Annotated in this window: 11 protein-coding genes; 2 read left to right on the top strand and 9 right to left on the bottom strand. The window is 59.5% G+C overall.

Annotated features, from left to right (window positions below):
- Nucleotides 1–31: 31 nt before the first annotated feature.
- Together fghA and QYQ93_RS07430 are read right to left on the bottom strand one after the other, a co-directional pair.
- Nucleotides 32–877 carry an S-formylglutathione hydrolase gene (fghA, locus tag QYQ93_RS07435; protein ID WP_043049633.1) on the bottom strand — a complete coding sequence of 282 codons (846 nt, stop codon included), beginning with the start codon at nucleotides 875–877 and terminating at the stop codon, nucleotides 32–34.
- An 8-nt stretch (nucleotides 878–885) separates the two neighbouring features.
- Nucleotides 886–1,998: an S-(hydroxymethyl)glutathione dehydrogenase/class III alcohol dehydrogenase gene (locus QYQ93_RS07430; protein WP_005785751.1), complete on the bottom strand. Its 1,113-nt coding sequence runs from the start codon at nucleotides 1,996–1,998 to the stop codon at nucleotides 886–888.
- A 109-nt stretch (nucleotides 1,999–2,107) separates the two neighbouring features.
- Here QYQ93_RS07430 and QYQ93_RS07425 point away from each other — a divergent pair, with 109 nt between their 5' ends.
- Together QYQ93_RS07425 and QYQ93_RS07420 are read left to right on the top strand one after the other, a co-directional pair.
- Nucleotides 2,108–3,004, top strand: coding sequence for a LysR substrate-binding domain-containing protein (locus QYQ93_RS07425; RefSeq protein WP_217880369.1), 897 nt, complete (start codon nucleotides 2,108–2,110; stop codon nucleotides 3,002–3,004).
- Nucleotides 3,005–3,292: 288 nt separating this feature from the next.
- Complete coding sequence (locus QYQ93_RS07420) at nucleotides 3,293–6,100, top strand: membrane-targeted effector domain-containing toxin (RefSeq protein ID WP_338476630.1); 2,808 nt, start codon at nucleotides 3,293–3,295, stop codon at nucleotides 6,098–6,100.
- A 3-nt stretch (nucleotides 6,101–6,103) separates the two neighbouring features.
- Here the strand turns inward: QYQ93_RS07420 and ispD are convergent, their stop codons facing one another.
- From ispD to QYQ93_RS07385, 7 genes are all read right to left on the bottom strand, one after another.
- Nucleotides 6,104–6,814, bottom strand: a complete 711-nt coding sequence (gene ispD / locus QYQ93_RS07415; protein WP_338476629.1) for a 2-C-methyl-D-erythritol 4-phosphate cytidylyltransferase — start codon at nucleotides 6,812–6,814, stop codon at nucleotides 6,104–6,106.
- Nucleotides 6,811–7,089 carry a cell division protein FtsB gene (gene ftsB, locus QYQ93_RS07410; RefSeq protein WP_003189195.1) on the bottom strand — a complete coding sequence of 93 codons (279 nt, stop codon included), beginning with the start codon at nucleotides 7,087–7,089 and terminating at the stop codon, nucleotides 6,811–6,813. Before ftsB ends, ispD begins: the two co-directional genes overlap by 4 nt.
- A 171-nt stretch (nucleotides 7,090–7,260) precedes the next feature.
- Entirely contained in the window at nucleotides 7,261–8,550 is a 1,290-nt protein-coding gene (gene eno / locus QYQ93_RS07405; protein WP_032877366.1) for a phosphopyruvate hydratase, read from the bottom strand.
- A 156-nt stretch (nucleotides 8,551–8,706) separates the two neighbouring features.
- A complete protein-coding gene (gene kdsA / locus QYQ93_RS07400) occupies nucleotides 8,707–9,552 on the bottom strand; it encodes a 3-deoxy-8-phosphooctulonate synthase (RefSeq protein WP_043049629.1) in 846 nt (281 codons plus the stop codon).
- A gap of 5 nt (nucleotides 9,553–9,557) precedes the next feature.
- The gene (locus QYQ93_RS07395) at nucleotides 9,558–11,189 is read right to left on the bottom strand and encodes a CTP synthase (protein ID WP_005785740.1); all 1,632 of its coding nucleotides are present in this window, start codon (nucleotides 11,187–11,189) and stop codon (nucleotides 9,558–9,560) included.
- Nucleotides 11,190–11,462: 273 nt separating this feature from the next.
- A complete protein-coding gene (tilS, locus tag QYQ93_RS07390; protein WP_338476628.1) occupies nucleotides 11,463–12,782 on the bottom strand; it encodes a tRNA lysidine(34) synthetase TilS in 1,320 nt (439 codons plus the stop codon).
- A gap of 163 nt (nucleotides 12,783–12,945) precedes the next feature.
- Complete coding sequence (locus QYQ93_RS07385) at nucleotides 12,946–13,893, bottom strand: acetyl-CoA carboxylase carboxyltransferase subunit alpha (protein ID WP_003189182.1); 948 nt, start codon at nucleotides 13,891–13,893, stop codon at nucleotides 12,946–12,948.
- Nucleotides 13,894–13,974 lie beyond the last annotated feature (81 nt).

Below are 13,974 nucleotides of genomic sequence, written 5' to 3'. Positions count from 1 at the left end.
AGGGCGTGATTCTACCTACTTTTGCCTGATATTAACCGAGCAAAGCACGAGCATGATGTCGCAAATGGTCTTCGATGAAGCTGGCGATAAAGAAGTAGCTGTGGTCGTAGCCGGGTTGCAGGCGCAATTCCAGCGGATGGTTGGCCGCCTTGGCCGCTTGCACCAGGGCCTGTGGCTTGAGCTGAACCTCGAGGAAGTCGTCACGATCGCCCTGGTCCACCAGCAGCGCCAGCTTTTGCGAGGCTTCGCTGATCAGCACACAGGCGTCCCATTCACGCCACTTCGAACGCTCTTCGCCGAGGTAACGGGAAAAGGCTTTCTGGCCCCACGGGCAGTCCATCGGATTAGTGATCGGCGAAAACGCCGATACCGATTGGTAACGCCCGGGGTTGCGCAGCGCGCACACCAGCGCACCGTGCCCGCCCATGGAATGTCCGCTGATGCCACGTTTATCCGACGCCGGGAAATGCGTCTCCACCAGTGCCGGCAATTCCTGCACCACGTAGTCATGCATCCGATAATGCTTGGCCCAGGGTTCCTGGGTGGCATTCAGATAGAAACCGGCACCGAGGCCGAAGTCCCAGGCGTTATCCGGATCGTCCGGCACACCCGGGCCACGAGGGCTGGTGTCCGGCGCGACGATGATCAGGCCCAGCTCGGCAGCCATGCGCTGGGCGCCGGCCTTCTGCATGAAGTTTTCATCGGTGCAGGTCAAGCCGGACAGCCAGTACAACACCGGCAGCTTGCCACCCTGCTCCGCTTGCGGCGGTAGGTAGACGGCGAAGGTCATATCGCAACCGAGTACATCGGAATGATGCTTGTAGCGTTTATGCCAGCCGCCGAAGCTCTTCTGGCATGACAGGTTTTCCAGACTCATGGCCGACCTCAGAAGTGAATGACGGTACGAATGCTCTTGCCTTCATGCATCAGGTCAAACGCTTTGTTGATGTCTTCCAGGCCCATGGTGTGGGTGATAAAGGTGTCCAGCGGAATTTCTCCGGTCTGGGCCATTTCCACGTAGCTTGGCAATTCCGTACGCCCACGCACGCCACCGAACGCCGAACCGCGCCAGACGCGCCCCGTGACCAGTTGGAACGGACGTGTGGCGATCTCCTGGCCAGCACCGGCCACACCGATGATCACCGATTCGCCCCAGCCCTTGTGGCAGCATTCGAGGGCGGCCCGCATCAGTTGCACATTACCGATGCACTCGAAGGAAAAGTCCACGCCGCCGTCAGTCAGGTCGACAATCACGTCCTGGATCGGGCGGTCGTAGTCCTTCGGGTTGATGCAATCGGTAGCGCCCAGTTGCTTGGCGATTTCGAACTTGGCCGGGTTGATATCGATGGCGATGATGCGCCCGGCCTTGGCCTTGACCGCACCAATCACCGCCGACAGGCCGATACCGCCGAGGCCGAAGATAGCTACGGTATCGCCAGGCTTGACCTTGGCGGTGTTGAGCACCGCGCCGATGCCGGTAGTGACGCCGCAACCGAGCAGGCAGACTTTTTCCAATGGTGCTTCTTTAGGAATCTTGGCCACGGAGATTTCCGGCAGCACGGTGTACTCGGAGAAGGTCGAGGTGCCCATGTAGTGGAAAATCGGTTGGCCCTTGTAGGAGAAACGCGTGGTGCCATCCGGCATCAGGCCTTTACCTTGGGTAGAACGAATGGCCTGGCACAGGTTGGTCTTGCCCGACAGGCAGAATTTGCACTTGCCGCATTCCGGGGTGTACAGCGGGATCACATGATCGCCGACTGCGACGGAGGTCACGCCTTCGCCGATGGCTTCCACCACTGCACCGCCTTCATGGCCGAGGATCGACGGGAAAATGCCTTCCGGGTCTGCGCCCGACAACGTATAGGCATCGGTATGGCACACGCCGGACGCAACCACCCGCAACAGCACTTCGCCGGCCTTGGGCATGGCGACATCCACTTCAACAATCTCAAGGGGCTTCTTGGCTTCGAAGGCTACGGCGGCACGGGACTTGATCATCCGGGTTTCTCCATCGGGTTAAAAACTGAGAGAGGGAGTGTAAAACATCACCCGCTGATTAATAATCCAGGCAAAAGCAAAACATTATTGCTGTACAGGGACAATGACCATGCTGGAGAACCGCTGGGAAGGCATCGATGAGTTCGTTGCGGTGGCCGAATGCAGCCAGTTCACGGCAGCAGCGGAGCGGTTGGGGGTATCGTCCTCCCACATCAGCCGGCAGGTGGCGCGCCTGGAAGAACGCCTGCAAACCCGTTTGCTGTACCGCAGTACGCGCAGGGTGACGTTGACCGAAGCCGGCCAGACCTTCCTGCAGCATTGCCAACGCCTGCAGGACGGTCGCGAAGAAGCTTTGCGCGCGGTCGGCGACCTCACCAGCGAACCCAAGGGCATGTTGCGCATGACCTGTGCCGTGGCGTACGGCGAACGCTTTATCGTGCCCTTGGTCACGCGGTTCATGGCGCTCTATCCGCAGTTGCGCGTGGATATCGAGTTGACCAATCGCCCGCTGGACCTGGTCCATGAAGGAATCGACCTGGCCATCCGCCTGGGACGCCTGCAAGACTCGCGCATGGTTGCCAGCCGTCTGGCGCCGCGGCGCATGTACCTGTGTGCCTCGCCTTCCTACCTCGAACGCTATGGTCGGCCACATAGTCTGTCGGAACTGAGTCGACATAATTGCTTGATTGGCAGTTCGGATATCTGGCAACTGGCCCAGGACGGGCGGGAATTTTCCCAGCGTGTGCAGGGCAATTGGCGCTGTAACAGTGGCCAGGCGGTATTGGATGCTGCCCTATTGGGCGTGGGTTTGTGCCAGTTGCCGGACTATTACGTGCTGGGGCATCTGCACAGTGGTGCGCTGGTGTCGTTGCTGGAGGCCCATCAGCCGCCGAATACGGCCGTGTGGGCGATGTACCCGCAGCAACGGCATCTGTCGCCAAAGGTCAGGAAGCTGGTGGATTTTCTCAAGGAGGGCCTGGGTGACAACCCGGTCTATCGAGCATAAACAATTACCGCCCGTGCATTGCCTGGCTACCGGTAAATAGCCGCTTCCACTGCAAAACCAGGCAAGCCCATGACGTCCAACGCCGAACAACTCCAGCATATCAATCATTTTGTCCGTAAGGTCCTGGCCGACTTTCCGGTGCCCAGCGCCATTGCCGCCCAATTGCTTTGCGAGCATCTGCAACCGTTCAGCCAGGAGCCATTGGACCCGGACACCACGTTCCTGACCACCCTTGAATACAACATCGACAACCCCAACGCGGCCTACAACGCTCAGATCATCCAATCCATGAGCCTGACCGATGCCATGATCTGCAATGCGCCCCACCCCCCCGGCGGCATGATCAACACCACGGGCTTTTCCACCACCGCGCCATACTTCAATATCGTTGATGAACTACCGCGCCTGATGGATAACCGCATTCCGCAGATGTTCAACGAAGAGTTCATTACGTCCGGCTGGATCCCGCCCAGGCGCTATGAAGCGCTTTACCGGCAAAGCGAACCTCAGGTCTACGACCCGACCACGCAATTAGAGATCGCGCCGGCTGTTCTTAGAAAGGTCATTGAATCAAGCAACTTCGAACAAACCTATGATGAGGCCATCACCCTGTTCTGGGGCGAACATCGAGACAATTACACCGCCCTGATGCGCATCGCGTTCACCAAGGCTTACCTCAATCAGTACGAGGAATTCACCCTCACCCAAGCAGAACGGCAACTGGCCGCCCGGGCGGCAGGTATCGACGTCGACAAGGACGCCAGCAGCCTGACCCTCGAAGACTTCCAGGCGCCCTATTCACCGGATGAAAACCTGTCCGTGCGCATGCTGCGCATTCATCAATCCGAAGCCACCGACATCCTCACGATTACCGACAACCAGAGCCAGATCACCCTGCTGTACATCCCGGGCAATTCCTCGCCCATCCATGGTTTCAACACCCCGGCGGACATGCGCAATGCGCTGGTGAAACTGGCCAGGGATCCGACCCAGCGCAAAGCCCTGACCAACCACTTTGAACCCGACTCGATTGACTCCGGACTGCTTTACAGTGGTGTCGAGGAAGCATTGATCGGCATGGCGATGTACCCGGAATCTTCCAGCCCTCCCGGTTTTTTCAATAGTTTGTTGCACAACGGTTACTGGGACCCCGAGCAATACATCAACAATCCGATGTATCCGGCACTCAGAAGCAATCCATTTGCCTATATCGCGCGGCAAATCCGCGCTCGCATTGCAAAGCTGGCAGCCAAAACCATTGTTTCGCCCCTGGACACGTTCAAGGCCGATACCCTCGACGCCTTGGATAAAGCCTGCCTGCTGGCGATACCCGTGGCGCTGACCATGGGGATGGCGTTGCTGGCGGAGTTTTGCTTCGTGACGTCGGGCTTGACTGGAATGGCTATCGGCGTCGATGACGTGCTCAAAGACAAACCCCACGCCGTTGAGCGCATTGTGTTCGGCGCCTTGAACGCACTCCCGGTGGTTATCCACGGCATCAGCAAAGGCGCGAACAGTCTTGAGGCCTTGCGCCCTGTGCTTGGTCCGGCCACACGTGCAGAGGAGGGTCAGATCAGTGCCAGGGTCATCACTGAGCCCCCCGCATCGATCCAAACCGAGACTCGCCCCTTGGTCGCTGCAACAGCCCCCAGCGGTTTGCAGACCGTCAAGATTCAGGGGGAGACCTTCCTGACCTACAAAACCCCGAATGCCTGGGGCTTTTTTGAACTCTTCGTGAACAACCCAGAAGCTCCCGAGACGCTTCAATCCACGGGTCTCTACGCCATTCAGAGCTCCGACCGGCAATGGCGGCGTGCCGGCCTGGCCGGAGGTGGGGCATTTCGCAATGCCTGGCAACGGGTTTACAAGCTGTTCGGCGGCACTGAACAGTCAAGCTTGTTCAGCACCTACCAGATGCCAGCGCCAGTGCGCGAGACGCTCGTGCAGATGCTCACCGACACCAGTTCATTTTCGGAAGACTTCGAACCCTTCGGCATGGATGCACAATCGATCACCAACGCCCGCCAACTGTTCTTTGAGAAAAGAAACCAATTAAACCAGGATTCAGCGATCTTCTTTAACCACCTGCCCTATTCGCCCCTGCAGCCGGTACTACCCCGCTTGAGCTTGAACGAATCACAGCAAAGTATTATCGAGAAACTGCTACGTGCCAGTGACGGCCTCGTGGTCGGCGAAAGCCATAGCGCCGAATCGAGCAAAGCCTTTCTGATTGACAACATGCAGCTACTCGCCAGCCTAGGTGTCAAACGCATTTACTTCGAACATCTGCTGACAGATGTGCATATTCCAATGTTGAAGGCATTTTACCGGTCCAAGAGCGCCCCCATGGCCGAGGCGCTGACGAACTTTCTAAACGGGATCTACCCACTGCCCCGAAACCACTATTACTCATTCAGAAATGTCGTGACCAAAGCCCGCGACGCCGGGATCAAGATCCAGCCGATCGACTGTACCGTGAGCTACGTACTTCGCGATATGCGCGACAGCGCAGGAACCCTGCGCCAGCGAATGATGAATTATTACGCCACCGAGGTGATCCAGTGGGTCCAGACCTCCAAGCGCCAACCAGGTAAATGGGTGGCGTTGGTGGGCGATACCCATACCAATACCTTCAAGGACATCCCCGGGGTGGCCGAACTCACCGGCAGCATCGGCTTGCGGATAGAAGATAGAGTGGGCACCCACCCCTTGGGCATCGAAGTCGATCCGGGGCGCACTGCCAGCCTGGGCCTCAACAAAGGGGAAGCCACGGTCAAAGCCAACCTGGTCTTGCGCGTCGATCCTGCCGTGTTGCAGCACTCAATGGAACCACAGCCCGGCCCTTCCCATAGTCGAGTGGTGAAGTCGGCCCAGACACTGCTGACACGGCCGGGCCAATTCATGCTCACCGAGGCCACCCACATTGACTATCGGTCCCGACGCGGGGACCTGCGCAGTTTCAGGATCAACAACCAGGAGGGTCGGTACTTCATCAACGTTGCCGGCTGGCCTATTGATGAGAAGCCATTCGACAGCATTGAGGCATTGGTGAGCGAGCTGAAAACCCTGCCCGGGTTGAAGCAAGTCTACGGCTGAGGGTCAGGAGGCCTGATAAGCCCGGCGCTGACGCAGCCATTCTAGGTCTTCGGGGCGGGTGACCTTGATGTTGTCCGCACGCCCTTCGACCAGCCGCGGCGCCTGGCCGGACCATTCCATGGCTGATGCTTCGTCGGTGATCACGGCGTCTGCTACCAGGCTGTCGGCCAAGGCGCGGTGCAAGGCCCCCAGGCGGAACATCTGCGGCGTATAAGCCTGCCAGATCAGGCTGCGGTCGATGGTTTCGACCACGCGGCCATGCTTGTCGACGCGCTTGAGCGTGTCGCGAGCCGGCACCGCCAGCAGACCGCCGACCGGGTCGTCCGCCAGTTCAGCCAGGAGTTTGTCGAGGTCATCACGACTCAAGTTAGGCCGCGCCGCGTCATGCACCAGTACCCAATCATCATCGCTGGCGCCCAGGGCATTGAGCTGCAGCAGTGCATTAAGCACCGAGCCTGAGCGTTCGGAGCCGCCGTCCGCACGTTGGATACGCGGGTCAGTGGCAAACGCCAGGGTCGGCCAATAGGGATCATCCACAGCAAGGCTGACTACCAGGCCCTTGAGCGATGGATGGTCGAGGAAACAGCCGAGGCTGTGTTCGAGAATAGTGCGCCCGCCCAGTTGCAGGTATTGCTTGGGACGGTCCGCAGCCATACGGGCACCAACGCCCGCGGCAGGAATCACGGCCCAGAAGGCCGGGAGATCACGGTTCATTGGGCCAACTGGTAGAGGGTCTCGCCCTCCTTGACCATGCCCAACTCATGGCGAGCCCGCTCTTCAACGGTCTCCGTACCTTTCTTCAGCTCAAGCACTTCGGCGTCAAGGACGCGGTTGCGCTCCAGCAGGCGTTCGTTTTCGGCACGCTGGTCGGCAATTTGCTGGGTCAGCTCTTCCACCTGCGCAAAGCTGCCATTACCGACCCATAGGCGGTACTGCAGGCCAGCCAGCAACAAGAGCAAGACGAGGAACAACCAATTGGGACTGCGCATCGAAATCCGGATATCCAGTGAAAAAAAACAGTCATGCAAACCTTTTGCAGCAACTGATAGCACAAAGCCTGGAAAAACCAGGCTTGCGCTTGTCAGTCAGCAGATTAGCGCCGAAATTCACACTTTCGTGAAATTTCTGACGCAATCCGCCGACTTTTTACCATTTACTGCTTAGCCGCGAAACTCGCCGCGACCGTTGTACTTGGCTTTACCTGCCAATTGCTCTTCGATGCGCAGCAATTGGTTGTACTTGGAAACGCGATCGGAACGGCACAGGGAGCCGGTCTTGATCTGGCCCGCCGAAGTGCCAACGGCCAGGTCGGCAATGGTCGAATCTTCGGTTTCGCCGGAGCGGTGGGAGATCACCGCGGTGTAACCGGCGGCCTTGGCCATCTGGATGGCTTCCAGGGTTTCGGTCAAGGTGCCGATCTGGTTGAACTTGATCAGGATCGAGTTGGCGATCTTCTTGTCGATGCCCTCTTTCAGGATCTTGGTGTTGGTCACGAACAGGTCGTCGCCCACCAGCTGGATTTTCTCGCCGATCTTGTCGGTGAGGATTTTCCAGCCATCCCAATCGGACTCGTCCAGGCCGTCCTCGATCGAGATGATCGGGTAGCGCTGGGTCAGACCCTTGAGGTATTCAGCGAAACCTTCGGAGTTGAACACCTGGCCTTCGCCGGACAGGTTGTACTTGCCATCCTCAAAGAACTCGCTGGCAGCGCAGTCCAGGGCCAGGGTCACGTCGGTGCCCAGCTTGTAGCCAGCGTTGGCCACCGCTTCGGAAATGACTTTCAGGGCGTCTTCGTTAGAGGCCAGGTTCGGTGCAAAACCACCTTCGTCGCCCACGGCGGTGCTCAGGCCACGGGCCTTCAGTACAGCCTTGAGGTGATGAAAAATCTCGGTGCCCATGCGCAGGCCTTCGGAGAAGGACTTGGCACCCACCGGCTGCACCATGAATTCCTGGATGTCGACGTTGTTATCAGCGTGCTCGCCACCGTTGATGATGTTCATCATCGGCACCGGCATCGAGTAGACGCCCGGGGTACCGTTCAGGTTGGCGATGTGCGCGTACAACGGCAGGTCCTGGTCCTGGGCTGCGGCCTTGGCGGCAGCCAGGGACACGGCGAGGATGGCGTTGGCGCCCAGGCTGCCTTTGTTTTCGGTGCCGTCGAGCTTGATCATAGCGTGGTCCAGGGCTTTCTGGTCCAGCGGGTCCTTGCCCAGCAACAGGTCGCGAATCGGACCGTTGATGTTGGCTACAGCCTTGAGTACACCCTTGCCCAGGTAACGGCTCTTGTCGCCATCACGCAGTTCCAGCGCTTCGCGCGAACCGGTGGAGGCACCGGACGGCGCGCAGGCGCTGCCGATGATGCCGTTATCGAGAAGCACGTCGGCTTCGACGGTGGGGTTGCCACGGGAGTCGAGAACTTCACGACCTTTGATGTCGACGATTTTTGCCATTGTTGTAAACACTCCAAAGTTGACGAAAACGACGCAGCTGAAGGAAATCTTTGACCGACCGCAAGGGTGGAACAACGGGGCAGGCTTGCAGAGGGCAAGGCCCAGGCCCGCAGGCCTGAGCGTAAAGCGTGGGAAATTCTACCGGAGAAATGGCAGTTACGCGGTCTCTACCGTCGGAAAACTCTTGACCAGCTCGTCCAACTGCTTGAGCTGGGCGAGGAATGGCTCCAGCTTGTTCAGGCGCAGGGCGCATGGGCCGTCGCACTTGGCGTTGTCCGGGTCCGGGTGGGCTTCAAGGAACAGGCCAGCCAGGGACTGGCTCATGCCCGCCTTGGCCAGGTCGGTGACCTGGGCACGGCGCCCGCCGGCAGAGTCCGAGCGACCACCGGGCATTTGCAGCGCGTGGGTCACGTCGAAGAATACCGGGTATTCGAACTGCTTCATGATGCCGAAACCGAGCATGTCCACCACGAGGTTGTTGTAGCCGAAGCTCGAACCACGCTCGCACAGGATCAACTGGTCGTTACCCGCTTCCACGCACTTGCTCAGGATATGTTTCATTTCCTGGGGCGCGAGGAACTGGGCTTTCTTGATATTGATCACAGCGCCGGTCTTGGCCATGGCGACCACAAGGTCGGTCTGGCGCGACAGGAAGGCCGGCAACTGGATGATGTCGCACACCTCGGCGACCACGGCAGCCTGCTCAGGCTCGTGGACGTCGGTGATGATCGGCACGCCGAAGGCTTGCTTGATGTCCTGGAAGATCCGCATGCCTTCTTCAAGGCCCGGGCCGCGATAGGAGGTCACGGACGAACGGTTGGCCTTGTCGAAACTGGCCTTGAACACGTATGGGATGCCCAGCTTCTGGGTAACCCGCACGTATTCTTCACAGACCTGCATCGCCATGTCGCGGCTTTCCAGCACGTTCATGCCGCCGAACAGCACCATGGGCTTGTCGTTGGCAATCTCGATATCGCCTACGCGAATGATCTTCTGGGCCATCAGGGTTACGCCTTCTTCTGATGTTGCGTCAGTGCTGCTTTGACGAAACCGCTGAACAACGGGTGACCGTCGCGCGGCGTCGAGGTGAACTCAGGGTGGAACTGGCAGGCCACGAACCACGGATGATCCGGCGCCTCGACCACTTCAACCAGCTTGCCGTCACCGGAGCGACCGGAAATCTTCAGGCCAGCCTCTTTGATCTGCGGCAGCAGGTTGTTGTTCACCTCATAGCGGTGACGGTGACGCTCGACGATTACGTCTTTGCCGTAGCAATCGTGTACCAGCGAGCCGGCTTCCAGCAGGCAATCCTGTGCGCCAAGACGCATGGTGCCGCCCAGGTCGGACGTTTCGGTACGGGTTTCAACGGCGCCGGTGGCGTCTTCCCACTCGGTGATCAGACCCACGACCGGGTGGCCGCTGCTGTGATCGAACTCGGTGGAGTTGGCGTCTTTCCAGCCCAGCACGTTACGGGCGAACTCGATAACGGCCACTTGCATGCCCAGGCAGATACCCAAGTACGGCACCTTGTTCTCGCGAGCGTATTGCACCGCGGTGATCTTGCCTTCCACGCCGCGCAGGCCGAAACCGCCGGGAACGAGGATCGCGTCGACACCTTCGAGCAGCGCAGTGCCCTGGTTCTCGATGTCTTCGGAGTCGATGTAGCGCAGGTTGACCTTGGTACGGTTGCTGATGCCGGCGTGGCTCATCGCTTCGATCAGCGACTTGTACGCATCCAGCAATTCCATGTATTTGCCGACCATGGCGATGGTGACTTCATGCTCGGGGTTGAGCTTGGCGTCGACCACGGCTTCCCACTCGGACAGGTCCGCGCCATTGCACTGCAGGCCGAAACGCTCGACCACGAAATCATCCAGGCCCTGGGAATGCAGGATACCCGGGATCTTGTAGATGGTGTCGGCGTCTTCCAGGGCAATCACCGCACGTTCTTCAACGTTGGTGAATTGCGCGATCTTGCGGCGCGAGGAAATGTCGATCGGGTGATCGGAACGGCAAACCAGTACGTCCGGCTGCAGGCCGATGGAACGCAGCTCCTTGACCGAGTGCTGGGTAGGCTTGGTTTTGGTTTCGCCAGCAGTGGCGATGTACGGCACCAGTGTCAGGTGCATGAGCATCGCGCGCTTGGCGCCGACTTCGAAACGCAGCTGACGGATGGCTTCGAGGAACGGTTGGGATTCGATGTCACCCACGGTGCCACCGATCTCGACCATCGCCACGTCAGCATCGCCTGCACCCTTGATGATGCGGCGCTTGATTTCGTCGGTGATATGCGGGATCACCTGGATGGTTGCACCCAGGTAGTCACCACGGCGCTCTTTGCGCAGCACGTGCTCGTAGACACGGCCGGTGGTGAAGTTGTTGTTCTGGGTCATGGTCGTGCGGATGAACCGCTCGTAGTGGCCCAGGTCCAGGTCGGTCTCGGCGCCGTCGTGAGTGACGAACACTTCACCGTGCTGGAACGGGCTCATGGTGCCCGGGTCGACGTTGATGTACGGGTCCAGCTTGAGCATGGTGACTTTAAGCCCCCGCGCCTCCAGGATGGCCGCCAATGAAGCGGAGGCAATGCCTTTCCCCAATGAAGAAACAACACCGCCCGTGACGAATATGTAGCGCGTCATGAAAAACCCTAGAAGTCTGCGTTAAAGCGGTCCGAGCCGCCGGGGAAAGCGAAGGAAGGCCGAAGCCCCCGATCACCTGCATTAATCACAGTGCACCTTTCAAAAAAACCGCCGCGTTGTGACAGACCAGCAATGGAACACCGGTACGTTGATCGCTACACATTTTTTGGAATCGCCCAGCAAAGACTGCTTGGTAATCGGCAACTGCTGCGATTCAGTCGAATCCACAGAAGTTGTATCAAGAAGGGAGCGTAGTCTACCGGAAAGGCTCTATCAGCTCAAACCTTGATCGCAGGTCTGTGGCAACCAATGTAATTGGCCCCCATCCATCGAGCGGGTCCAAGTCCCCGCGACGGTTGGGACTGCCAGCAATTGCTCGCCCCGATAGACCAGCGGCAATCTGCCACGCACGAAGCCCGGCAGACCACTTTCATTCAGCAGGCGCTTGAGATCACGCCGGCCTCGACCTGGCACTTCGACGATTTCGCCACCCTGGCGATAACGAATCGACAAGGGTCCCTCGGGAGCCTTGCCGGCAAACATCAATTGGCCGTTCCCAGGTAACTCTAGTGGATTTCGCGGATCGGGCCAGCTCACCGATGCGTCGGAAAATTCCGACCAAATGGAAGGCAACCACCAAATGCGTTCGCCGCAACGATGAAGCTGACCGTCTGCCAGGCGCCATAATGGCTGTGCGTCCACCTTGGCATCGCGCAGGGCGTACCAACTGGCCCAGTGGTCACTGTCGGGCAGTCGAGTCAGCGGATTCAACCAATGACGCAAGGCATTGCGCTGGCGCGCATCGGAAAGGTTGCGCAACGGAGCAAGGGCCAGGGAGGACAAAGGCAACCACGGAAACGCTGAAGGCTGATCAGCGGCGGTCAGATCCATGTGCGCCAGCTCATCGAGCAGGCCCTGGGCTTCACTCAGGTGCTCGGCAGTGCGTGCCAGGCTCGAGACTGCCTGTGGCCAGCGCTGCGTCAGCGCTGGAAAGACCTGATGGCGCAAATAATTGCGCGAAAACCGTGGATCGGCGTTCGAAGGGTCTTCAATCCACTTCAATTGGTGTTCGTGGGCGTAGGCCTCCAGCGCTTCCCGGGAGACTACCAGCAGTGGTCGCACCAAGTGCCCCGTCGCCAACCGGCGACACTCGGGCATTGCCGCCAACCCACGCACTCCGGCGCCGCGCAACAGGCGCAACAGCAGGGTTTCGGCCTGATCGTCGCGATGCTGGGCGGCGAGCAGCACCTCCCCTGCCCCGATCACCTCGGCAAACGCCTGGTAACGCGCGTTACGTGCGGCACGCTCCAGGCTGGCACCGGGTTGCACCTGTACACGCAAAACCTGCAAAGGTATGCCCAGGCTGTCACATAACGCTTGGCAATGACCGGGCCAGGCGTCAGCGGCCGCTTGCAGGCCATGATGGACATGCACAGCGCTGAGGGGCGGCAGGCCTTCGGTGTTTGCCAGGGAGGCCAGAAGGTGCAGCAGGACGGTGGAATCAAGGCCACCGGAGAACGCGATGTGCCAGACCGGGGCATTGCGCCAGGGGGCAAGGGTTTTCAGGAGTCTGGCGGGTAGAGCCGGTTTCATCAGATGTCACCGCCACAAATCTGGAATACGTAGGCTGAGCATACACAAAGCAAATGTGGGAGGGGGCTTGCTCCCGATTGCTGAGTGTCAGTCACTGCATCGGGTGACTGATCCACTGCTATCGGGAGCAAGCCCCCTCCCACATTGAGTTACGGCGTCGACTTTAGAGACCGTAGCTCATCAAGCGCTCGTAACGACGGGCCAGCAGCGCTTCGTTATCCAGCTTCTTGAGCATCGCCAATTGCGAGCCCAATTCAGCACGGATGGTCGCGGCGGCCGCAGCCGGGTCGCGGTGAGCGCCGCCCAGTGGCTCGGCGATGACTTTGTCCACGATGCCGAGACCCTTGAGGCGATCAGCGGTGATGCCCATGGCTTCAGCAGCATCCGGCGCCTTCTCTGCGGTTTTCCACAGGATCGAGGCGCAACCTTCCGGTGAGATCACCGCGTAGGTCGAGTATTGCAGCATGTTCAGCTGGTCGCAGACGCCGATGGCCAGTGCACCGCCGGAACCACCCTCACCGATCACGGTGGCGATGATCGGGGTTTTCAGGCGCGCCATGACCCGCAGGTTCCAGGCAATCGCTTCGCTCTGGTTACGCTCTTCGGCATCGATGCCCGGGTAGGCACCCGGGGTGTCGATGAAGGTCAGGATCGGCATCTTGAAGCGCTCGGCCATTTCCATCAGGCGGCACGCCTTGCGGTAGCCTTCCGGGCGCGGCATGCCGAAGTTGCGGCGCACCTTCTCGCGCACTTCACGGCCTTTTTGGTGACCGATCACCATCACTGGCTGGTCGTCCAGGCGAGCGATACCGCCCACGATGGCTGCGTCGTCGGAGAAGTGGCGGTCGCCGTGCAACTCGTCGAACTCGGTGAAGATGTGCTCGATGTAGTCCAGGGTATACGGACGGCGCGGGTGGCGAGCCAGGCGCGCGATCTGCCAGCTGGTCAGCTTGCCGAAAATGTCTTCGGTGAGCGTGCTGCTCTTGTCTTGCAGGCGAGCGATCTCATCGCCGATATTCAGCGAATTGTCATTGCCGACCAGGCGCAGCTCTTCGATCTTGGCTTGCAGGTCAGCGATCGGCTGTTCGAAATCAAGAAAATTCGGGTTCATAAGCGTCCGTCTTGGGTCGACGGCCAAGGGGTGCCTGGCCAGCCGGTTGTCTATTCGCGCCCTACCTTAAGGGAGAGGCGC

This window comes from Pseudomonas khavaziana (assembly GCF_036704165.1).
Lineage (GTDB): Bacteria > Pseudomonadota > Gammaproteobacteria > Pseudomonadales > Pseudomonadaceae > Aquipseudomonas > Aquipseudomonas khavaziana.
This window is presented reverse-complemented; position numbering and strand designations above follow the sequence as displayed.

Bases quoted from the DNA above. Each gene is read 5' to 3' on its own strand.
- fghA (WP_043049633.1), bottom strand. From the start codon at position 877: ATGAGTCTGGAAAACCTGTCATGCCAGAAGAGCTTCGGCGGCTGGCAT.
- QYQ93_RS07430 (WP_005785751.1), bottom strand. From the start codon at position 1,998: ATGATCAAGTCCCGTGCCGCCGTAGCCTTCGAAGCCAAGAAGCCCCTT.
- QYQ93_RS07425 (WP_217880369.1), top strand. From the start codon at position 2,108: ATGCTGGAGAACCGCTGGGAAGGCATCGATGAGTTCGTTGCGGTGGCC.
- QYQ93_RS07420 (WP_338476630.1), top strand. From the start codon at position 3,293: ATGAGCCTGACCGATGCCATGATCTGCAATGCGCCCCACCCCCCCGGC.
- ispD (WP_338476629.1), bottom strand. From the start codon at position 6,814: ATGAACCGTGATCTCCCGGCCTTCTGGGCCGTGATTCCTGCCGCGGGC.
- ftsB (WP_003189195.1), bottom strand. From the start codon at position 7,089: ATGCGCAGTCCCAATTGGTTGTTCCTCGTCTTGCTCTTGTTGCTGGCT.
- eno (WP_032877366.1), bottom strand. From the start codon at position 8,550: ATGGCAAAAATCGTCGACATCAAAGGTCGTGAAGTTCTCGACTCCCGT.
- kdsA (WP_043049629.1), bottom strand. From the start codon at position 9,552: ATGGCCCAGAAGATCATTCGCGTAGGCGATATCGAGATTGCCAACGAC.
- QYQ93_RS07395 (WP_005785740.1), bottom strand. From the start codon at position 11,189: ATGACGCGCTACATATTCGTCACGGGCGGTGTTGTTTCTTCATTGGGG.
- tilS (WP_338476628.1), bottom strand. From the start codon at position 12,782: ATGAAACCGGCTCTACCCGCCAGACTCCTGAAAACCCTTGCCCCCTGG.
- QYQ93_RS07385 (WP_003189182.1), bottom strand. From the start codon at position 13,893: ATGAACCCGAATTTTCTTGATTTCGAACAGCCGATCGCTGACCTGCAA.